Below are 21,237 nucleotides of genomic sequence, written 5' to 3' on the forward strand. Positions count from 1 at the left end.
AGTAATAAAAATGGATCTGAACCAGGCCCGCTTCAACATGATTGAGCAGCAAATCCGCCCTTGGGAGGTGCTGGACCCGCAAGTTCTGGCCTTGCTGTCCACCGTTCGCAGAGAAGACTTTGTGCCCCTGGCGCACAAGGCGCTGGCGTTCGTCGACATGGAGATACCGCTTGGCACCCAGCCCCACCAGGTCATGCTCGCCCCGCGCGTGCAGGCTCGGTTGTTGCAAGACCTGGCTGTGCAAAAAACCGACAAGGTGCTGGACATTGGCACCGGCTCGGGCTTCATGGCTGCCTTGCTGGCGCATCAGGCGGCCAGCGTGCTGAGCCTGGAGATCGACCCGGCTTTGGCCGCGCAGGCCCAAGCCAACTTGCAAAAGGCCGGCGTGACCAACGTGGTGGTACGCACAGCCGATGGCAGCCAAGGATCTGCCGCCGACGGTCCGTTTGACGTGATCCTGATCAGTGGTTCCGTGGCCGAAGTGCCCGCCGCCTTGTTGCAGCAACTCTCTGTGGGGGGGCGCCTCGCCGCCATCGTGGGCGACGAACCGATGATGCGTGCCACCCTCATCAGCCGCACCCATGACAACAGCTGGACCACCACCGAGCCATGGGACTGCAACGCACCACGCCTGTCTGGCTTTGTCGAGCCCTCGCGCTTCAAATTCTGAGAGATCCCATGCAGCAAATCTATCCAGCCCAAATCGCTGAATGGGCCAGCCAACAGGAACAGCGTCCTGTCTTGCTCGATGTGCGCGAGGGCTGGGAGGTGCAAACCGCCAGCGCCCAGCCTGAAGGCATGGACCTGCTGAACATGCCCATGCAAACCATTCCGGCACGCTTGCACGAACTCGATAAAAACCGACCGATTGCCTGCCTGTGCCACCACGGCTCGCGCAGCATGCAAGTGGCCAGCTTCTTGATACAGCAAGGTTTTGAGGTGGTCAATGTGGCCGGCGGCATTCATGCCTGGTCGGCGCAACTGGACCCCAGCATCCCCGTTTATTGAATCAGATTTTGACCCCTGTGGGACCGACATTTTTACAAAGATATGCAATGAAACTGCGCACCCTGCCCCTGACTTTGGCCTTGATGACCGCCTTTGCAGGCTCCGCACAAGCTCAAAGCCTGGCCACGCTTTACGAGGCGGCCAAAAAACACGATGCCACCTACAAGTCGGCCCAGTCGCAATACAAGGCTGCACAAGCCAAGGCCGACCAAGCCAGGGCGTTGCTGCGCCCCTCAGCAGGCCTGGGCGGCAATTTATCGGAATCCTCCTTGAGCAACCTGTCGAACGCGGTGGGCAGTGGGGAGTTTGGTACGGGTAGTTTGTCCCTCAATGCCAGCCACCCCCTTTATCGGCCGGCCAATCAAATCACCTTTCAACAAGGCCTCAAACAGGAGGACTTGGCCCAGGCCCAGCTCAACGCAGCAGAGCAGGAACTGATGGTGCGAACCAGCCAAGCCTACTTTGACGTGCTGACGGCGCAAGAAAGCCTGAACTTCGTCCAAGCGCAAAAGTCAGCAGTGTCTGAACAGCTGGCCGCCGCCAAGCGCAACTTTGAGGTCGGCACCGCCACCATCACCGATACCCGTGAAGCCCAGGCCCGTTTTGACCTGGTCATAGCGCAAGAAATTGCCGCTGAAAACGACCTGCAGGTCAAACGGCTGGCACTCGACCAAACCGTGGGCACCGCTCAGATCAAGCCCCTGGGATTGCAAACTGAAGCCGACATCGCCCGTCTGCACAGTGGAACGGTCGATTCATGGGTGGCTCAATCCGAAGCCAACAACACCAGCTTGGCACAGGCCCGCATTGCGCTGGAAGTGGCACAACTGGAAATCGACAAAGCCAAAGCCGCCCTCAAACCCACCGCAGATCTGAACGCCAGCTTCGGCATGACACGCTACCGCAACGGTGCAATCACTCAGCCCAACACCAATGTCGCCACCATTGGGGTGGCCTTCAATATGCCTTTGTACACCGGCCAAGCCAGTCAAAACCGCATCCTGGAAACCGTGGCCCTGCAAGACAAGGCTCGCAACGATCTGGAAGCAGCCCAGCGCAATGTGGCCCAAGCCACCCGCACCGCCTTTTATGGCGTGCAATCAGGCCTGAGCCAGATCAAGGCCTTGCAAGCGGCCGAAGCCTCCAGCCAAAGCGCCCTGGATGCCAACAAACTGGGCTACCAGGTGGGCGTGCGCATTAACATCGATGTGCTCAACAGCCAAAGCCAGCTGTTCCAGACCAAACGCGACCTGGCCAAAGCCCGCCACGATGTGCTGCTGGGCCAGTTGCGGCTGCGCCAGTCCAGCGGCACTTTGCAATACGCAGATTTGCAGGCAGTCAGCGGCTTGCTGCAAAAATAAGCGGCATTGCCCTGCTTCTGGGGAAAACGAACGCCTGGCTTACTAGTCCGGCATGGCTTCAGAGCAGTCCTGCCATTGCCTGGGCATAGCGCTGGGCAGCACCCCGGCTTTGGGCCACCAAATCCAGCCCTTTTTGACGGGCGTTTTCCAGTTCAGTCGGTTGCCCTAGCCAACGCACCACCTGGTCCAGCGCACTGTCCATATCACTGACACGGACCGCAGCCCCCGCTTGCTCTGCGTTTTGGGCGGCTTCGGTGAAGTTGAAGGTGTGCGGGCCCATGATGACCGGGCAGCCAAAGGCAGCAGCCTCGATCAGGTTCTGTCCACCCAATGACATGAAACTGCCGCCCAGCAAGGCCATATCGGCGCTTTGAAAATACACCGGCATCTCGCCCAAGCTGTCGCCCAGCCAAACTGGCACCTTGTCTGCATGAACAGGCAACGGCTGTCCCTCGTTCCAGTTCGAGCGACGAACAACGCTCAAACCCTGCGCAGCCATTAAATCGTGGACTTCGTCAAAGCGCTGAGGGTGCCTGGGCACCAACAACCAGACCACACACCCCGCCCGGAACGCGGCCAATCGATCCGCATTGGCCATCAAGGCCTGCAGCCACAAAGCCTCTTCACCTTCTCGGCTGCTGGCCAACATGACCACCGGGCAAGGGCTGCCATTGCAATGCCATTGTTTGCGCCAGACTTGGGCCAAGGCCTGCGCATCCAGCTGGGGTTTTACGTCAAATTTGAGGTTGCCCAACACCGCCTGCACCGTAGCGCCCAAATGCTCAAGGCGTGCCCTGTCTTGAGGACTTTGTGCCCACACCGCACTCAAGCACCGGTATGCCGGACGCGACAGCATCGACCAGCGCAAACCCGAACGCAGCGATTTGGCATTCAGCCGGGCATTGGCCAGCGCCAAGGGCACCCGTGCCTGCACACAGGCTTGCACCAGCACAGGCCAGACCTCGGTCTCCATCAGGATGCCCAGCCGGGGCCGATGGTGCAGCAAAAAGCCGCGAGTGGCCTCGGGTGTATCCCAGGGTAACCAGGCCTGTGCATCGCCTGAGCGCAGCAAGGACTGACCCTGCACCCAACCGGAAGCGGTGCTGTGGGTCAGCAACAAGCGCATGTCGGGCCAAACAGCGCGCAAGGCCTCGATCAGGATGGCCGCAGCGCGTGTCTCCCCCAAGGAAACGGCATGCACCCAGATGCGCCCGGGCTCAGGCGCCAAGCCATCGTAAAAGCCAAAGCGCTCGGGCATGTTGATCAAATAACCAGGCTCTTGCTGGCCCCGGCGTCGAAGTTTGCGGCGCAGCAAGGGCTGCAAGGCACGCATCATGACGCCGTAGGCCCACAGCGCCAGGCGTTCTGTCCAAGACAAGTCCATCCCCATCAAGACCGGTGGGCCTGGTCAAACAACTGCTGGTAGACCCGGCCAATGCCCTCTGCTTCTTTGACCAAAGAAAATGCTTGCGACACCCGCTCGCGTGCGGCTTGGCCCATTTGCACAGCCGCAGGCAAATCAGCCAACACTTGAAGCACGGCTTGGGCCAGACCGGGCGCATCGCCGGTATCGACCAGCTCGCCCGTGGCGCCCGGCTGCACCAGTTGGTCAAATGCCCCGGTGCGCGAACACACCAGCACACAGCCGGTGGCGGCCGCCTCAAATGGGGTCAGGCCAAAGGGTTCGTATCGCGGGCAAGCCACGCACAGCAGGCAACGTTGGTACCACCGATGCACCTCGCCAGCAGGCACTTCGCCCAGAAACACGATGCGCTCAGACAGACCCGCTTGAGCAATTTTTTCGATCAGGGCTTGCTGATAGGCTTGGTGCTGAGGCTGCGCCAGCCCGGCAATTACCGCAGTGGCACCCGGTAGATGCGGCAGCGCCTCGATCATGGCGTCCACAAACACATCGCTGCCTTTGTCGGGTCGGACACGGCCAAACACACCAATGCCGTAGCTGCCGGGCAGCCCTGAATCGGCCCAGGCCTTGAGCTTGTCAGAGGGCGGTACAAAGCGCGACAGGTCAATGCCGTGGGGCACCACGGCCGTGGTGTTGGGAACAAAAGAAGCCGCCAGAGGCGTGGTCGAAATGACCGCATCCATTTTGGAAATCAGCCAGCGAGGAAACCGCCCATGCAAATGTTGGGCAGCCGAGGTAAAGACCAACTGAATCGGTAAGCGCAACACATCGCGGGCAAAAATGCCCAGCATCATTTCAGGGTCACGGCGCACATGCCAGATGCGGAACGCCCGCCCAGGCGGCGGTTGGCGCGACAAGGCCAAGGCCTGCTTGGCCTTCATGCCCTGAACCCCATTGGACATCGTGGTGCCGCAATAACCCAGACGCCATTGGTGCATTTGCAAAGGCACCAAAGCGTTGATGGTGGCGGACACACCTGTGTAACGCTGTTTGATGTTGAAGACAATGACGTCGGGGTTGGGATGGAGCACGGGGTCCGAGGCTGAGTGGCGGTGGGCAAATTATAGGGAGCGCCATCGGGCACGGGCAGCGACGTGCCCGGCCGCAACCCCTGCAGGTATATTTGGCCCATGACTGGAAGACGCCCCGGATGAAAACCTACATTTTGAATTTGCCTTCAGCATTGGAGCGCCGGAAGTTTCAGGCCCAACAAGCAACGCACTTGGGCCTGGATGCATTGTTCATCGATGCGCAAACTCCAGCTGACATTCCGGATGCGTTTTTTCAGGCCCACGCGTTTTCCTGGGAGCGCCCCATCAAAATCACCGAAGTGGCCTGTTTCATGAGTCACCACCAAGTGTGGCAACAGATTGCCGACAGCCACGAACCCGCCCTGGTACTGGAAGACGACGCCATCCTGGCGCTCAACACGCCTGCGCTGCTGAAGGTCTTGGGTTTGCTGGAGGGCGTGGACCATGTTTCACTCGAAACCCGGCAACGCCAAAAACTGCTGGGTCGAAGCTTCAAATCTATTGATGGGCTAAATGCCTGTTTGCGCCCATTACTGCAAGACCGCACGGGTGCCGCAGCCTACGTGCTTTGGCCTGCTGGTGCACGCGTCTTGTTGGACAAATTCGCGCAGCAAGGCATGGGCTTGGCCGATGCGTTCATCTCGAGCTCCTACCGGCTGAAATCTTGGCAAACAGTTCCAGCATTTGCCATACAGGCGGACATGGCCTCGGCGTACGGCGTTTTTTGCCCCATCGTGCCCGACTCCCTGATTGCCCGCGAGAAAGTGCCCAGCCCCCTCACCCGGAGCGGTTGGCACGACCTGCAATTCAAATGGCGCAGAATGGGCGCTCAACTGCGCTTGGCCGCTAGGTATCTGAGTTGTTTTTGCTGGGCCCGCCGACAAGAGGTCGGCATTGACCCACAGCAGTTCTGAATCAGCGATGCCAAAGGCGCCGCCACAAAAGCTCGAGCTTGTTCAAAATCAACGGCAACCAGCGGGTGCGGTAGGCATTGAACTTGTAGGGCTTGCGCACCGTTGGATCGACGGTATCAACGAAGTCTTCGGCAAAGGGGTATACGCCCAAATCCCTTTGCGCGAATGCCAACAAAGCCTGTGGGCTCAGGTCCTGAAAAGACTTGACCTGGTTGCCCGACATTCTGACGGCCAACTTGGCCCCAAAAGTGAGCACGCGGCCGCGGTAAGCGGGCTCTTCGGGGACGTAAAAAACCCAAGGATCTGCCACCTGAACCATGTCACCAAAAAGCTGGTCCGCCAGTGCCCCATTGGCCTCTTCCGATGCCGCAAACCGCCAACCACTTTGACGCAAACGTGCCACATGCAGCACAGCGATATCGGCATACTTCTGAGGCACTTTACCCGTTTCATTGGGGTCAGCGAACCAGCGATAACAGCGCAACCCGGCATCGGGTTGGTAGCGCTGCTGGAAATAGGCTCTTTTGCTGCCCTTCAAAAACAAGGGGCTGATGAACACCGTTGACGGACTTTGATCGAATACCTGGTGAATCCTTGACAGGTCTTCTTGTGCGAAAGGCCTCACTACCTGCAGGTCGTCTTGCAACATGAGCAGGTAATCGGCCTGCGTTGCGTCCAAAGCGGCTTGCATGTTGTAGTAATAGCCCCCATGGCGATCCGCGTCCGTTGACTTCATGTGCAGCACGTGCTCACCCAGGCTTTGCAAATACGCCACGGTGTCTGGCTCATCGCTCCCGTCGTCATAGACCGTCCAGCCGATCCCGGGCATGTTGCGCTGCAAAGAGTCAACGCAATTTTTCAAGTAGGCCCCACGGTTGTAGGAAAAAATGGCGACGTCCAGGCTAGGTAGGCTCATGTCGGCAAACCGTTCGTGTTCAAGCCCATGGCATTCAGGAAAGCAAGCATGTCGTTGCGCTCTTGCGCATCAGAGTAAGTGTCGGCCAACGCACGAATGGTCGTCATGGGCAGGACAAACTGCCCGGCTTGGTCGATGGCCTGCACTTTGGCAAGAACCCGCTGGGCAAACCCGACAACATCGCCCGAGGCGACTTCTTCAAAGATTTCCGGCCTCCAGTATTCCTTGGCACCCTGACCTGTGTAACCAATCACTTGATTGCCGCTGAGTGCGGCTTCCAGAGGGGGCAAGGGACAGCCTTCAAAATGGCTGAAGGCCATGAAGATTTTTGACCGTTTGAGCAATGCCGCGACCTGCTCCTCATTCATGCCATCGATCGGCACTATTTTCCAATGCGCGGGCAAATGGTGGCGCAGAAAAAACAAGACTTTGGACGAATGGTCAGCCAGCTTGCGCGGCATGTAAGTGATGATGTTTTCCTTGGACTGGTCGGGCCAAAACCGCTGTGCATCTACTGAATAATGAACGCGCAGTATTTTGTTCTCGACACCAGGAAACGCCAGCGCCACGCAGCGGCTGGCATCGTCTGATATGGTCAAGATGCACCGGGCCGATTGGTAGGCCCGATCGAGATCTGCAGGTTGTCCTTTGGTAATGTAGTAGCCGTTTTGCACATAGATGGCATAGCTCACCCCCATGTTCGCCAATTGCGTGCCGTACTTGCGCGCCCAAAGCTCGGGGATCACCACCATGTGCCTCTGGGCATCAAATACCCCCGTCAAATTGGAAAAAGAAGGTTTTCCCATCCATCTCAGTTTGAAAAATGCCTTCTTCAAAGGCACCTGCGAATCAAACCACCGTACACGGAAAAACCAAGTATTTGGATGCATCACCGCCGCAGAAAAACCAGCCGATTTACCCAGCTGATGAATCAATTCAACTTGTCTGTAAATGACTTTGACCCCACCGATGGCTTTTTTGATGGCAGGACACAAAAAGATCAGTTCCATGCTGACTCCTTGTTTTCTTTGGTGGCCAAAATGATCAGCCCCAAGAGCATCACCGACATGGCACAGAAAAAGTATCGAAAGGCATTGCGCCCCAACGCATTCACTGTCAAACCGAATTCAAAATACAGCGCCACCAGCAGCATGCCCAACAAGGCGTAGACAAATGCCTTTGCTCCCTGCTTTTGATAAAGCCAAAATCCGGCGAACACACCCCCGTACAAAGCCAACACAGACAAAACGCCGACCATGCCGGACACTGCCGCATAGTGCAGCAGGTCATTTTCAAAAACTGGCGCGACGCCGACAGGCACATTAAATGGTTTCAAATGTTCTGCGAGCATGGCCAAAGCGCCCCCGCCAGACCAGCCAAGAATGGGACGCTGCGTAAACAGCTCTAGGGCATATGACCACAACTCCAGTCGAATGCTGACCGACCAATCGGTGACCTGACCTGTCTCAAACCAGAGAAGAATCTTGCCCCAGACGCCTTCAAGCCGTCCTCGAACCAAGTCCTCAGGGGCCAGCCACACGCCCTTTGCCACCAATGCCGAGATCAATGCAACACCCAGGAATCGCCAAATGACCGGTTTACCCGCCGTGACTCTCCAAACAAACACCAACAAGACCATGATGATCGACAACCAGCCCCCCTTGGAGCCGCTGAGCAAAGAGCCCCACACGCCCATGGCAGCGCCGCATGACAAAAAAATCCGCATCCAGAGCTGGTTTTTGGATTGCTCGAAATACAACACCCCAAACAAGGCAATGCAGGCCAGCACCACCGACAGATCACCAAAAATGATCGGGTGGCTCATGGCCCCCATGGCACGCCCCGTCAACAGAACCAAACTTTGATAACTGGCCAATGCCCCAGCCAGCACCGCAGCTGTCGCCGCACCCATCCACAAAACAGCAGGCTGCAAGCGGGCTTTGAGCACACCATGCAACATCAGGGGTGCCAACAAAAAAGGGATGTAAGCCTCGTAATGGCCAGGTCTGTAGTCGTACCAAATCCCCAGGAAAAAGCCCACCCCCACAAAAATGGCGAAGCCCATGGCCATGATGCGCAACGCAGGACTTTCCCAGAGCATGGCCAGATCAGTGCCCAAGTCCCGGCACGACCACAAACCCATGCCAGCCAAACACAATGCCAACAGCATGGGCCCCCCTGGCGTGACCAAGACCCCAGACAGAAAGGCAAAAACCAAGCCGTTTTGAATGCGCTCTTGCCGCGTCAACGAAGCCATGTCAATGTGCAACATGGGGTGTCCAGCGCATCAAACCCATCCACCGACCCCACATACGGCAAAGGCGTTTGGGTGAAAACAACAACGCCCTGAGCGGCAATGCCAAACCGGTGCTCCACAGCAAGCGGCGTCGCTGCACCAGGGCTTGCGCCAGCGTGCCGTGTTTTTGCTCAAAAATGAGCTTGGACTGGGCATGGTGGAATCCGCGCACGTACTCACTTTTCCAGGGTGCACGCCCCTTCACGGAACCCCGCGAGCGGTGCAAGGCCTGGATGGACGGCACCACCACCATGGGCAATCGGGCCTTGAAAAGACGCAGGCACAGGTCATCGTCTTCGTAATAAAGGAAGAAGTTTTCGTCAAACAATCCGACAGAGGCGAACCGATCCATGCGAAACAACATGGCCGCACCACACACAAAACCGACACACGCTGGGCCATCGGCAGCTGGCCCCCGAGATGCCCACGAAGTGTTCGGCCAGCGGTAATTGACTTCGGCTTGACCCATAGGTCCCACCAGTTGTGGTGCCAATAAGGCGGCTTCAGGCATTTCTTGCGCCACATCCATTAGCCCCAGCAAGGCCTCTGCTGTGATTTCACAGTCGGGGTTGAGCAAAAAAGCAAACGGCGTGCTGACCCGCGTCAAAGCGCGGTTGTTGGCAGCGCCAAAGCCCAAGTTCAAGGGGTGCAACAACACTTGGGCCTGAGGCCACAGGTCACGGGCCTGCTCGGGTGTGCCATCGTTGCTGGCATTGTCTGAAATGATGACGTGTGGGCAGTGCTGCAACAGGGCATTCAAACCCTCCAGGCAATGGGCACTGTGGTGGGTCACCACCACCACCGTCACATGTTCCAGGCCAAACACGGGCATGCTCAATGCGCCGCAGCTTGAATTTGCGCATCGGGCTTGACCGTGCGCAGCAGCGCGAGCATCTCGGCCTCGATTCGGTGCAACGCAGCTTCGGTCTGACCCTCAAAGCGCAACACCAGCACCGGTGTGGTGTTGGAGGCGCGGATCAGGCCAAAGCCGTCGGGCCAATCGACACGCAAGCCGTCGATGGCGCAAACCTGGGCTGGCACCTTGAATGCATCGCCCGCCAGCCCCTGCAAAGCCCGGGTCACGTTGTGTGGCTCACCTTCGGTGCAGGCCACATTCAGCTCGGGCGTGCTGAAACTGGTGGGCAAGGCATTCAGTACCACGTTGGCATCGGGGGATTGGCTGACGATTTCGAGCAAGCGGCAACCGGCGTAGGTGCCGTCGTCAAAACCGTACCAGCGCTCTTTGAAAAAAATGTGGCCACTCATCTCGCCGCCCAGGGGGGCCTGCCCGCCTTCGGCCTCAATCGCCTTCATCTTGGCCTTGATGAGCGAGTGACCGGTTTTGTACATCAGCGGCTTGCCGCCTGCGGCCTCGATGGCGGGGGCCAGGCGCTGGGAGCACTTCACGTCAAACAAAATGGTGCCTCCCGGCACGCGGCTGAGCACGTCTTGTGCAAACAGTTGCATCTGGCGGTCGGGGTAAATGTTTTTGCCGTCTTGGGTCACAATGCCCAATCGGTCGCCGTCACCGTCAAAGGCCAGGCCCAGCTCGGCGCCGCTGGTTTTCAGGGCCGCGATCAGGTCTTGCAGGTTTTCCGGCTTGCTGGGGTCAGGGTGGTGGTTGGGAAAGTTGCCGTCCACCTCGCTGAACAGCTCGATCACTTCGCAACCCAAAGCGCGGAAGATGCCGGGGGCCGAGGCACCCGCAATGCCATTGCCCGAGTCGATCACGATCTTCATCGGGCGCGACAACTTCACGTCGCTCACGATGCGCTGCGTGTAGTCGGCCAGAACGTCCAAATGCCTCACGCTGCCGCCATCCATCAGCTGCCAGGTTTCGTCTTCCATCATCTGGCGCAGACCCTGGATTTCGTCGCCATAAATGGCGCGGCCACCCAGCACCATCTTGAAACCGTTGTAGTCCTTGGGGTTGTGGCTGCCCGTCACCTGGATACCACTTTGGCAAGTGGTACTGGCCGCAAAGTAGAGCAAGGGCGTCGTGGCAAGACCGATGTCGATCACCTGCACGCCAGCAGCCAACAAACCACGAATCAGCGCGGCCGACAATGCAGGGCCACTCAGGCGGCCGTCGCGCCCCACAGCCACCATGCTTTGGCCTTGGGCCAGAGCGTGCGTGCCAAAGGCCTTGCCCAGGCCCTCGGCCACTTGTTCATTCAAGGTCGACGGCACCACGCCGCGTATGTCGTAGGCTTTGAAAATCGTAGAGGTGACTTGCATGGCGTCTGGGTTTCGTCTGGGTAGGAGAGGTTTCAGCCTGGCCGCTGGGAAGATCAGCGCGTTGTATTGTAGGTGCTGAGCCTCGCCAGCCAGCCGAAACCACAGGTCCGCAAACGGCACAACCCAAGCGTCCGTAAAGCGCCTTTTGTGGCTAACATGGCCTTCATGAAAAGCCATCAGCTGCATCCCCCACAAGTCCGGCCTGAATCGGCACAGGGCTTGGACAGGGATCGCTGCTACCAAGCTATGTCTGAAAGGGATGCCGCATGGGACGGTATTTTTTTCACTGGCGTCACCTCCACCGGCATTTATTGCCGCCCAGTCTGCCGGGTGAAACTGCCCCGCGCTACAAATTGCCACTTTTTTGAAACACCAGCGCAAGCCGAGTCCCATGGGTTCAGGCCCTGTCTGCGTTGCCGCCCTGAGCTGGCCCCTGCGCGGCGCTTTTGGTCCACCACCGATGCGCAGGCCGTTGTGGCCGAATTTGCAGCCAAGCAGCTGCACATGGCCATCCACCACAGCCGCAAACCCCCGACGATGACCGCCTTGGCGGCGCAGCTGGGCGTGAGCGACCGGCACCTGCGCCGCATGTTCACGCTGCATTGGCAAGTCTCGCCGCTGCAATACCTGCAAACCCAACGCCTGCTGCGCGCCAAACAGTGGTTGCACGACAGCCCGATGTCCGTGGCCCAGGTGGCCCAAGCCAGTGGTTTTGGTTCGGCCCGGCGAATGTATGCGGCTTTTTCAAAGCGTTACCAACTCAGCCCTGGCCAACTGCGCCCAGCACGCACGCAGCGCCTTAACGCGTCGGAAAGTGGCACGCCATTGGCCCTGGTGCTGCACTACCGGCCGCCCTACCAGATCGCTGGGCTGTGGCAGTTTTTCAAAGACCGATCGCTGGAGGGCATGGAGATCTGGAGCAGCGAAGGTCCGCAAGCCGAGTGGCGCCGAACCGTGCGCTGGCCCCATGGCGCCAGCGTGATCAGCGGCTGGCTGGCGGTATGCTGGGACACCGTTCATCCGTGGGTCCATCTTCGCATCAGCCCCAACTTGCTGCCCGTGCTGCCCGCTCTGGTGGCGCAGGTGCGGGACTGGCTGGACCTGGATGCAGAGCCGGCCGCCATCGCCCAGGTGCTTGAGCCCGCATTCCCACACGCCCTGGGCCAGCGCTTGCCGGGGGGCCTGGATGGGTTCGAGCTGGCCGTGCGCGCCATCCTGGGTCAGCAAATCACCGTCAAGGCCGCACGAACCCTGGGGCAGCGCTTGGTCCATGCGTTGGGCACGCCTTGCGAAACACCCTGGCCTGAACTGAACCGAACCTTTCCCAGCCCGGCGTGCCTGGCGCTGGATGAAAACGCCCCCCTCATGGGCAGCCTCGGGGTGGTGCGTCAACGGCAAAAAGCCATTCAGGCACTGGCTCAGGCCGTCGAATCGGGCGCGGTCCAGCTGAATCCCCAAGCCCCACTGGAGGCCACTTTGCAGGCGCTGATGGCCTTGCCCGGCATCGGCCCCTGGACGGCGCATTACATCGCCATGCGCGCCTTGCGTTGGCTGGATGCCTGGCCCGTGCAGGATGTGGCCTTGCAATCCGCCTTGGGCGTGCGCCAAGACCCCCGCCCGACGAAGGCATTGGAACAACTCGGGCAGCAATGGCGACCTTTTCGCAGCTACGCCCTGATTGCGGCTTGGCAGAGCCTGTCATCCTCACCCCACACACCACCATGAAAACCATCTCCACGCAACCACTGAACGGCCCTTTGGGGCCCATGATCCTGGCCGCATCGCCGCAAGGCCTGTGCGGCGTGTGGTTTGAAGGCCAACGCCACGGCCCAACAGAGGCCCGAATGCAAAGCTGGACGTCCGACAGCGCACACACGCTGCTGCAAAACGCCGAGCAACAACTGCAGGCCTACTTTGCCGGCGATTTGACGGCGTTTGATGTGCCTTTGGACCTGTCGGCAGGCACGCCATTTCAACAATCGGTCTGGCGCGTTTTACTGTCCATCCCCTCTGGCGCGCATCAAAGCTATGGCTTTGTGGCCGGTCAATTGAACAACCCTCAGGCTGTTCGTGCCGTCGGCGCGGCCGTGGGGCGCAATCCGCTGAGTATCATCGTGCCTTGCCACCGCGTGCTGGGTGCCGGTGGCCAACTCACGGGTTATGCAGGCGGGCTGTGGCGCAAACAGGCGCTGCTCAAACTGGAAGGCCACCCGCTCGCCCTGACATCGACTGTTCCCCTCTTTCCTGAATGACCTCTTCTCACGCCAAAGGCTGGCTGGCCGACTTTCTGATCCTGGCCGCCATTTGGGGTTCGTCCTTTTTGTTCATGCGCATAGCGGCCGTCGAATTGGGCCCCCTGCCCACAGCCGCCATCCGGGTGGCCATTGCCGCGATTTTTTTGCTGCCGATCATGCTGGCCAAAGGCCACTGGGCGCAATTGCGCAGGCATTGGAAGCCGGTGCTCTTTGTCGGGGCGCTCAACAGCGGCGTCCCCTTTGCCTTGTATGCCTTTGCAGTCCTGCACATCACCACGGGTTTTTCCTCCATCCTGAACGCGACGGTGCCCTTGTTTGGCGCGGTTGTCGCCTGGATTTGGCTGGGGGACAAACCAACCCTCTCGCGGATCGTGGGCCTGGCCATCGGCTTTGGGGGCGTGCTGCTGCTGGCCGGGGGCCAAGCGAGCTTCAAGCCCAACGACTCGGGCATTGCCCCTGCATGGGCAGTCGCCGCTTGTCTGGCCGCGACCACCTGTTATGCATTGGCCGCGAGTTTCACCAAAAAACACATTCCCAGCCTGCCCCCGCTGGTCACCGCCACCGGCAGCCAGATCGGGGCCACTTTGGTGCTGGCGTTGCCCGCGCTGTGGTATTGCCCTGATCACATGCCGAGCGCCTCGGTCTGGTGGTCCTTGCTGGTGGTGGGGGTCTTGTGCACCGGCGTGGCCTACATCCTGTACTTCAAGCTGATCGAAAACTCGGGGCCTGCACGGGCGCTGACCGTCACCTTTTTGGTGCCGGTGTTTGCCATCGCTTACGGTGTGCTTTTTTTGGGCGAGCGCGTGACGGCCTGGATGCTGCTGTGCGGCGCGGTGATTTTGCTCGGGACTTCGCTCTCCAGCGGCTTGATCAAGCTGCCGGGACGTTGATGGGCCGGTGAAAGGTCATGGTTTGTTCGCGCTGCACATCGCGGGCCCTGAGTTGGCCACAGCCCCCGTCCACATCCTGCCCCGCTGACTGGCGCAACTTGGTCAGCACGCCGCGCTGGTGCAGCGTGCGGGCGATGGCCGCAGCCTTCTCCCAGCTCGGCCTGGCATAAGGCAAGTCAGGCACCGCGTTGTACGGGATCAGGTTCATCAGCGCGTATTTGCCTTGCAGCAAGCGAACGATGCTGTCGATCTCTTCATCGCTGTCGTTCACACCTTCGATCAAAGTCCATTGGTACTGGATCGGGTAGCCGGTGGCGCGGGCATAGGCCTCGCCTGCTTCCACCAGGTCTTGCGGGTCAAAACGCGGCGCACGGGGCAGCAACTGTGCACGCAAATCGGGCCGCGTGCTGTGCAGTGACAAGGCCAAGGCAGGCTTGACGCGGCCCTGTGGCAAGCGCTCAAACACCCGCAGATCGCCCACGGTGGAAAAAACCAAATTCTTGTGCCCGATGTTGCCCACCGTGCCCAGCAGGTCAATGGCCTCCATCACCGCGTCCAGGTTGTGAGCGGGCTCGCCCATGCCCATGAACACGACTTTCTTGACGGGCCTGAGCGTGCGCGCCAAAGCCACTTGCGCCACGATTTCGGCGCTGCCCACCTGCCGAATCAGGCCCTCACGCCCGGTCATGCAAAACACGCAGCCCACCGCGCAGCCCACCTGGCTTGAAACGCACAAACCGTCGCGCGGCAACAGAACGCTTTCCACCGTCAGGCCGTCTTGCAGGCCCACAAGCAAACGGGCCGAGCCGTCTTGCCCCGGGTGCTGCTCGCGCAGCGTGGCCAGACCTGCAAGCGCAGTGCTAAGCCCAGGCAAATCCTGGCGCACCGCCGTGGGCATGAAGCTTTCCAGTGGTCTGAGACCGCTGTCTTGCGGCTTGGCCTGCGCCCACAGGCGCAGAATGCGCTGCTCATGCAAGGCATTGGCCCCCAGTGCGCGCAAGTGATCGCGGATGTCCTGAACGCTGTGGAAGTTCATCAGTAATGCGGCGGGATTTCGTCGCGCAGGTTGCGCATTTCGGTGCCGCCACCCGACTCGGGCAGACGGTCACGCATCTGGCGCAGCTCCTGAATCAGCGCGTCGATTTGCTGCTGCTGGCGGTAAACCTGCGCACTGAGCTGGTCGAGCAGGTCTTCGGTGAAGCCTGCCTTGATTTCCAAGTCAACCAGGCGGTTTTCAATTGGGGTGGGAATGTCCATGGGCTCTATTGGACATGATTTCCAGCAGGGCTCTGACATCTTTTATAATCAGAACATCGCCGAGTTATTTGAACTACTTGCAGGGCGATTCATAAATTCTGCTAAAGCGTTCGCCAGGCTCCGGGTTATCAGGGTCGGCAACGCCGACAAACTACTGAAACTTTAGGAGCTTTTTTCATGTCCAGCAATTTCCTCTTCACCTCGGAATCCGTCTCCGAAGGCCATCCCGACAAAGTCGCCGACCAGATCTCGGACGCAATTCTCGATGCCATCTTCGAGCAAGACCCCCGTAGCCGCGTGGCCGCCGAAACCCTGACCAACACGGGTCTTGTCGTATTGGCCGGCGAGATCACCACCAACGCACACGTCGACTACATCCAGGTCGCACGTGACACCATCAAGCGCATCGGCTACGACAACACCGACTACGGCATCGACTACAAGGGTTGCGCCGTGATGGTCTGCTACGACAAGCAGAGCAATGACATCGCCCAAGGCGTTAACCACGCGTCTGATGACCACCTCAACATCGGTGCGGGCGACCAAGGTCTGATGTTCGGCTACGCCTGCTCGGAAACCCCTGAGCTCATGCCCGCCCCCATTTACTACGCCCACCGCCTGGTCGAGCGCCAGGCCCAGCTGCGCAAAGACGGCCGTTTGCCTTTCTTGCGCCCCGACGCCAAGAGCCAAGTGACCATGCGCTATGTGGACGGCAAGCCCCACAGCATCGACACCGTGGTGCTGTCCACCCAGCACAGCCCCGACCAGTCCGAAACATCCACCAAGATGAAGGCCAGCTTCACCGAAGCCATCATCGAGGAGATCATCAAGCCCGTGCTGCCCAAAGAGTGGTTGCTGGACACCAAGTATTTGATCAACCCCACCGGCCGTTTCGTCATCGGCGGCCCCCAGGGTGATTGCGGCCTCACAGGTCGCAAGATCATCGTCGACACCTACGGCGGCGCATGCCCGCACGGTGGCGGTGCGTTCTCGGGCAAAGACCCCTCCAAGGTGGACCGCTCAGCGGCCTACGCTGCACGTTACGTGGCCAAAAACATCGTGGCTGCAGGCTTGGCAACGAAGTGCCAAATTCAGGTGGCTTACGCGATTGGTGTGGCACGCCCCATGAACATCACGGTGAACACCGAAGGCACTGGCGTGATCTCTGACGACAAAATCGCCGCCTTGATCGCCGAGCACTTTGACCTGCGACCCAAAGGCATCATCCAGATGCTGGACCTGCTGCGCCCGATCTACAGCAAGACCGCTGCCTACGGCCACTTTGGCCGCGACGAGCCTGACTTCACTTGGGAGCGCACCGATAAGGCGCAAGCGCTGCGCGCAGCGGCCGGGCTGTAAGCTCAGCACGTTCTGGGGGCCCTGCGCTTCAGGCGGCGGTGCTGTAAGCCCCATCTCTGCAGGGCCCGTGAAGACGGCCCCATTCAGCAGCAAAGCCTCAGCGGCAAAGGCTCAGCCGCTGGGCCTCAGTCTTTGCTAACGTGCACCTCGGGCAAACGGCCCCCGTTCCACCGGCCACCCAATGCCCGTTCGATTTGCGCGGCCAACTGCAGCAACATGCCGTCGTTGGCTTGTTTGGCCTGCGCATGAATGCCCAAAGGCAAACCGTTTTGCTGCATCGCCATGGGCAGTGAGATGCCAGGCATGCCACACAAATTGGTCAAGGGAGTGTAGGCAAAATTGCGCCAAAGGTTGGCAAACCAATCAAGTACGCTGGGGTTGTCGCTCGTCGTGAGGTATTCCACCGTGCCCAGCTTGGGCGTGGGCAAGGCCGTGATCGGTGTAAGGATGATGTCCCAGTCTTCAAAAAACTGTCCAAACGCCCGCGAGGTGGTGTTGAACACCGCCTGCATGCGAGCGCGCTCGGTGAAGCTGGTGTTCAGGCCCATTTCCCAAATCTTGATGTTGATCGGCTCGACCAGATCTGCTGGCGGACGCGCCAAGCCCCGAGGGGCCAGCAAGTTGGAGATGGTCTGCGCGAAATTGCTGATGTAGCACGTCGTCTGCGCTTCAAACGCGGCCCGAAAATCCACCTCAGGCAAAGCCCAATCGACCTGGTGGCCCAGCCCCTCTAAAAAGTGCCCCACGCGCTGGAGCTCGTCCACAAAATGCGGTACCGCCCGAAAATCTCCCCACTCGTGCGACAGCGCAATGCGCAGGCGCGGCGGGTCACGCCGAATCAATTCGCTGAAGGGCTCGGGGGGCATCCAGTAAGGCATGAACTCGCCCGGCGCACCGCCCCGGCAATGGTCAACAAACGCAGCCGTGTCGCGCACCGTGCGGCTTTGGCATCCTTGTGTGGAGACCAGACCCGTCAGATCCGACGCTGCAGGCGCGATCGAAAACACCCCACGTGAAGGCTTCAAACCAATGTTGCCATTGGCCCCCGCCGGTATGCGGATCGAGCCGCCCCCATCGGTGGCATGGGACAGCGGTAGCACGCCCGCCGCCAAGGCCACTGCCGTGCCCGCAGATGAGCCGTAACTGGTGTATTCGGGATTCCAGGGATTGCGCGTGACATACACCGCCGGATTTTCGGCCGAGCTGCAGACCCCGAATTCGGGCGTGGTGGTGCGGCCGATGATGTTCAGGCCCGCCCGCCGAATTTGCGACGTCAAAAAAGTGTCTGCAGTGGCCCGGTTGCCACGCATCATCAAGGAGCCCATTTCCTGCAAACGCCCCTTGAGGGTGGGCCCCAAGTCTTTCATGAAAAAAGGCACACCCGCAAAAGGCCCCGCCGGGTCGAGGCCGTCCTGCAGCGGGTTGGCCACGACGTCGTCAAACACCTCGGCCACCGCATGCACCGCTGGATTGATTTTGGCAACGCCAGCCGCCGCCTGCGCGGCCAATTCAGCGGCCGAGACATCGCCGCGCCGCACGCATTCGGCCAGCCCCACCGCGTCGTGCTCTACCCACTCTTGCCAGGTCATTGCCAAAGTCATTCCTGCCATCCTTGCACTTGTACTTTTAATGTCATTAGGATACGCAAATTTGTCACTGCGCCGCCCACCCCATCACGCCATTGTCCGGGGTTTGCGCTTGGCTAAGCCCCCAGGACTTCAAGCGGACACTTCTTCGGTGGTTGCACGCCTGAGCTCACGCCTTTCGGTGAAGTCAAACCAACGGCCCCGATGCACTGTGGAGGTGTTGTCCCACATCACAAGGTCACCAACTTGCCAACGATGCTGGTAAACAAATTGACGTTGCGTTGCATGCTCCATCAGGTCCAGCAACAGCATTCTCCCTTCAGCCAAGGTCATGCCTTCGATCTCGCAAGCGTGGATGCCGACAAAAAGAATCTTGCGGCCGGTGCGGGGATCCGTTTGGACCAAGGGCCAGCTTGCCGGTGGAATGGCTTTACGTTGCTCTTCGGTGTATTGGGTGTCGCCGAGTAAAAAACGCGAGTGCAATGCGTAGTGAATCGCTTGAAGTCCATCAACTTGGCGTTGACGCCAATCCGGAAGGCCATCCCACGCCATTCGCAGATCCGCGAACTCGGTTTCGCCGCCAAAGTCCGGCACGGTGACTGCAGACAACATCGAATACTTTGCACGCGGCTTTTGGAAAGAACTGTCGCTGTGCCAAAGCTGATTTGCGACGTTGCCGACTATTTTGGCGTGCGCCCGATCTGCCACCTCGCCATCAACCTTCACGTTAGAGATGTCGGCCAACTCAGCGTACTCCAGACGGTGCGGCCCACCCTTGAGTTTGCGCAGGCCCATGTCCAGCGGTCCCAAAGATTTGGCAAATTCGATTTGCTGAGTCTGGCTCAAATGCTGATGACGAAACACCAGCACAGCGTGCTGGTCCATCGCCTCTTCGACTGCTTTGATCTGAGCAGGCGTGAGCGGATCACGCAGATCGATTCCAGTGGCTTCGGCTGCGAATGGCTGCAGAGGATTGAGGTGAAGCATGCTCATGATTTACCCCATCAGTCCAGCTTGATGCCGGCAGATTTGACAATTGCAGCCCACTTGTCGATGTCCTGACGGATCTGCGCTGTGTAATGCTCGGAAGTGGATCCCACAGGCTCCATGCCCAACTGCTGCATACGGGAGACCACCTCTGCACTGCGCACCACTTGGCCAATGTCGGCGCTGATCTTTTGCAACAACGCGGGTGGCATTCCGGCTGGCCCAATGATCCCGATGGCACTGACGGCACTGAAACCCGGGACGGTCTCGGCAATCAATGGAATCTCAGGACTTGACGCCGCGCGTTTGGGGCTGGACAAGGCAATCACCTTCATGCGATTGTCTTTGACGAACGGCATAGAGGAAAACAGCACGTCAAACAACAAAGGCACGCGACCGCCGATCATGTCCTGTTGCGCTGGCGCGCTGCCCTTGTAGGGTATGTGCAGAAGGCGAATGCCAGCCATGCTGGCCAACATCTCGCCCGCCAAATGCGTACCGGTACCAGTGCCGGGAGTCGCGTAGCTCAGCGCATTTGGATTTTTCTTGGCGTAGGCGATGAGCTCCTGCATGTTATTGAAGGGCTGCGACGGGTGTGCAAAAAGTCCAAAATGCGCCTGCGCCACTTGAGACACGCCCACCAGATCTTTTTTGGTGTCATACGGTAGATTGGGTTGCAGGCTTGGATTGATCGTCAAGGCCGTGATCGCCATCCCCAAGGTGTAGCCGTCGGCGGTTGACTTGGCCACCAAATTCGTGCCCAGCGTCGTGCCAGCGCCGGGTTTGTAGTCAACAACAACAGGTTGCTTCCACAGCGTCTGCAGTCCAGTCGAGATAATTCGAGCAACCGTATCAGTGGGTCCGCCCGGTGGAAAAGGAACGATCAGTTTGACGGGCTTGTCGGGCCAAGCCTCAACGGCTTGCGCGGCCACGAAAGTAGGCGCAAGCAACATGGCAGCCGCCATCAAAAAAACACGGCGTGGCGAAAAATGAAACATGTGTGCGTCTCCTGACAGTGCATGGCTTTCTGGAATCGGCTTTCAACAAAGTGAACCATAAGCGCAAGAATTAAATCACCAGAATTAACACATGGCAATCAGCGCAACAGTTCAACCGCTGATAACTTTTTCTTGTTCCAGCCAAAATGAATGAGGCTCTTATTTTGACGGGACCTTATCTGTTTGGCTGAGCACTGGAGACACATCAAGAATTCATTAGGGTTTGCGGCTCACGGTGGATACATGAAAAAAGCTGCTAACGGTATACCGTTAGCAGCTTTTAAACAGGTTAGTGGTGGAGCTGGGGGGATTTGAAGGTATGACTTTAAAAGCATTTCCGCCCCAATTTCCGCCCCGTGCTTGACAACAACCACCACGCGAGGGAATTTTTTGGCCCTCCCCCTGTAAAAATCTCCCCCTTGAGGCACTTTTTCCCCTCCGACCACGATTTGATCAGGGGGGCGATTTCAGTTTGACCAGTGCGTGCCCAATGAATGGCTTGGACTCAGCTCGATTGACACTTTCCCGCCGCGCATCGATGAGACCCCCAGGTCGCAGATGGCGGATTTAAAAAATAATGTCATAGGTGCTCCAGAATCGGCATAGGGGGGCCGCAATTATTGCAGCCACCCCTGCCACACCACCGGGCATGCGGGTCCGCACCCGGCGGTTCGAGAGCTTGAGGTCATGACAGCCTTGGCACTCCCAACCTATCAAA

20 protein-coding genes are annotated in these 21,237 nt (G+C 59.2%); 8 read left to right on the plus strand and 12 right to left on the minus strand.

Features of this window, described 5'->3' with window-relative positions; translation table 11 throughout:
• Positions 1 to 10 precede the first annotated feature (10 nt).
• Genes B9Z49_RS10665 through B9Z49_RS10675 form a run of 3 tightly spaced genes read left to right on the plus strand, consistent with a single transcriptional unit; the run spans position 11 to position 2,369 of the window.
• Positions 11 to 670 (plus strand): protein-L-isoaspartate O-methyltransferase, encoded by a 660-nt coding sequence (locus B9Z49_RS10665; protein ID WP_108353407.1) that lies wholly within the window; start codon positions 11 to 13, stop codon positions 668 to 670.
• 8 nt (positions 671 to 678) lie between these two features.
• Positions 679 to 1,008, plus strand: coding sequence for a rhodanese-like domain-containing protein (locus B9Z49_RS10670; protein WP_108353408.1), 330 nt, complete (start codon positions 679 to 681; stop codon positions 1,006 to 1,008).
• A 47-nt stretch (positions 1,009 to 1,055) separates the two neighbouring features.
• Complete coding sequence (locus tag B9Z49_RS10675) at positions 1,056 to 2,369, plus strand: TolC family outer membrane protein (RefSeq protein WP_108353409.1); 1,314 nt, start codon at positions 1,056 to 1,058, stop codon at positions 2,367 to 2,369.
• A 58-nt stretch (positions 2,370 to 2,427) separates the two neighbouring features.
• Here B9Z49_RS10675 and B9Z49_RS10680 read toward each other — a convergent pair whose 3' ends face one another.
• Together B9Z49_RS10680 and B9Z49_RS10685 are read right to left on the minus strand one after the other, a co-directional pair.
• Positions 2,428 to 3,753, minus strand: a complete 1,326-nt coding sequence (locus tag B9Z49_RS10680; RefSeq protein WP_108353410.1) for a 3-deoxy-D-manno-octulosonic acid transferase — start codon at positions 3,751 to 3,753, stop codon at positions 2,428 to 2,430.
• A gap of 5 nt (positions 3,754 to 3,758) precedes the next feature.
• Positions 3,759 to 4,823, minus strand: coding sequence for a glycosyltransferase family 4 protein (locus B9Z49_RS10685; RefSeq protein WP_108353411.1), 1,065 nt, complete (start codon positions 4,821 to 4,823; stop codon positions 3,759 to 3,761).
• Positions 4,824 to 4,942: 119 nt separating this feature from the next.
• Here B9Z49_RS10685 and B9Z49_RS10690 point away from each other — a divergent pair, with 119 nt between their 5' ends.
• Positions 4,943 to 5,737, plus strand: coding sequence for a glycosyltransferase family 25 protein (locus B9Z49_RS10690; protein ID WP_108353412.1), 795 nt, complete (start codon positions 4,943 to 4,945; stop codon positions 5,735 to 5,737).
• Position 5,738: 1 nt separating this feature from the next.
• Here the strand turns inward: B9Z49_RS10690 and B9Z49_RS10695 are convergent, their stop codons facing one another.
• The 5 genes from B9Z49_RS10695 to B9Z49_RS10715 are packed head-to-tail and all read right to left on the minus strand — an operon-like array spanning position 5,739 to position 11,187.
• Positions 5,739 to 6,653 (minus strand): glycosyltransferase family A protein, encoded by a 915-nt coding sequence (locus B9Z49_RS10695; RefSeq protein ID WP_108353413.1) that lies wholly within the window; start codon positions 6,651 to 6,653, stop codon positions 5,739 to 5,741.
• Complete coding sequence (locus B9Z49_RS10700; RefSeq protein ID WP_108353414.1) at positions 6,650 to 7,663, minus strand: hypothetical protein; 1,014 nt, start codon at positions 7,661 to 7,663, stop codon at positions 6,650 to 6,652. The genes B9Z49_RS10695 and B9Z49_RS10700 overlap by 4 nt, the downstream gene beginning before the upstream one ends.
• Positions 7,654 to 8,925 (minus strand): O-antigen ligase, encoded by a 1,272-nt coding sequence (locus tag B9Z49_RS10705; RefSeq protein ID WP_108353415.1) that lies wholly within the window; start codon positions 8,923 to 8,925, stop codon positions 7,654 to 7,656. The genes B9Z49_RS10700 and B9Z49_RS10705 overlap by 10 nt, the downstream gene beginning before the upstream one ends.
• Positions 8,912 to 9,781, minus strand: coding sequence for a glycosyltransferase family 2 protein (locus tag B9Z49_RS10710; protein ID WP_108353416.1), 870 nt, complete (start codon positions 9,779 to 9,781; stop codon positions 8,912 to 8,914). Before B9Z49_RS10710 ends, B9Z49_RS10705 begins: the two co-directional genes overlap by 14 nt.
• A gap of 2 nt (positions 9,782 to 9,783) precedes the next feature.
• Positions 9,784 to 11,187, minus strand: a complete 1,404-nt coding sequence (locus tag B9Z49_RS10715) for a phosphomannomutase/phosphoglucomutase (RefSeq protein ID WP_108353417.1) — start codon at positions 11,185 to 11,187, stop codon at positions 9,784 to 9,786.
• Positions 11,188 to 11,433: 246 nt separating this feature from the next.
• Between B9Z49_RS10715 and B9Z49_RS10720 the strand changes: the two genes are divergently transcribed.
• Genes B9Z49_RS10720 through B9Z49_RS10730 form a run of 3 tightly spaced genes read left to right on the plus strand, consistent with a single transcriptional unit; the run spans position 11,434 to position 14,332 of the window.
• Positions 11,434 to 12,912, plus strand: coding sequence for a DNA-3-methyladenine glycosylase 2 family protein (locus B9Z49_RS10720; RefSeq protein WP_233254594.1), 1,479 nt, complete (start codon positions 11,434 to 11,436; stop codon positions 12,910 to 12,912).
• A complete protein-coding gene (locus tag B9Z49_RS10725; RefSeq protein ID WP_108353418.1) occupies positions 12,909 to 13,439 on the plus strand; it encodes a methylated-DNA--[protein]-cysteine S-methyltransferase in 531 nt (176 codons plus the stop codon). Before B9Z49_RS10720 ends, B9Z49_RS10725 begins: the two co-directional genes overlap by 4 nt.
• Positions 13,436 to 14,332: a DMT family transporter gene (locus tag B9Z49_RS10730; protein ID WP_108353419.1), complete on the plus strand. Its 897-nt coding sequence runs from the start codon at positions 13,436 to 13,438 to the stop codon at positions 14,330 to 14,332. Before B9Z49_RS10725 ends, B9Z49_RS10730 begins: the two co-directional genes overlap by 4 nt.
• On the opposite strand, the gene B9Z49_RS10735 is transcribed toward B9Z49_RS10730, so the two are convergent.
• Positions 14,313 to 15,368 carry an RNA methyltransferase gene (locus B9Z49_RS10735; protein WP_108353420.1) on the minus strand — a complete coding sequence of 352 codons (1,056 nt, stop codon included), beginning with the start codon at positions 15,366 to 15,368 and terminating at the stop codon, positions 14,313 to 14,315. The two genes, B9Z49_RS10730 and B9Z49_RS10735, sit on opposite strands and share 20 nt — an antisense overlap.
• Positions 15,368 to 15,589: a SlyX family protein gene (locus B9Z49_RS10740; protein WP_108353421.1), complete on the minus strand. Its 222-nt coding sequence runs from the start codon at positions 15,587 to 15,589 to the stop codon at positions 15,368 to 15,370. The genes B9Z49_RS10735 and B9Z49_RS10740 overlap by 1 nt, the downstream gene beginning before the upstream one ends.
• A 177-nt stretch (positions 15,590 to 15,766) precedes the next feature.
• Between B9Z49_RS10740 and metK the strand changes: the two genes are divergently transcribed.
• On the plus strand, positions 15,767 to 16,948 hold the full coding sequence (gene metK, locus B9Z49_RS10745) for a methionine adenosyltransferase (RefSeq protein WP_108353422.1): 1,182 nt from the start codon (positions 15,767 to 15,769) through the stop codon (positions 16,946 to 16,948).
• 125 nt (positions 16,949 to 17,073) lie between these two features.
• On the opposite strand, the gene B9Z49_RS10750 is transcribed toward metK, so the two are convergent.
• From B9Z49_RS10750 to B9Z49_RS10760, 3 genes are all read right to left on the minus strand, one after another.
• A complete protein-coding gene (locus tag B9Z49_RS10750; RefSeq protein ID WP_108353452.1) occupies positions 17,074 to 18,549 on the minus strand; it encodes an amidase in 1,476 nt (491 codons plus the stop codon).
• A gap of 117 nt (positions 18,550 to 18,666) precedes the next feature.
• The gene (locus B9Z49_RS10755) at positions 18,667 to 19,527 is read right to left on the minus strand and encodes a TauD/TfdA family dioxygenase (protein WP_108353423.1); all 861 of its coding nucleotides are present in this window, start codon (positions 19,525 to 19,527) and stop codon (positions 18,667 to 18,669) included.
• A gap of 11 nt (positions 19,528 to 19,538) precedes the next feature.
• Entirely contained in the window at positions 19,539 to 20,519 is a 981-nt protein-coding gene (locus B9Z49_RS10760) for a tripartite tricarboxylate transporter substrate binding protein (RefSeq protein ID WP_233254595.1), read from the minus strand.
• Between the last annotated feature and the right edge of the window lie 718 nt (positions 20,520 to 21,237).

It is taken from the genome of Limnohabitans sp. 2KL-51 (genome assembly GCF_003063645.1).
In the GTDB taxonomy this organism is placed as follows: domain Bacteria; phylum Pseudomonadota; class Gammaproteobacteria; order Burkholderiales; family Burkholderiaceae_C; genus Limnohabitans_A.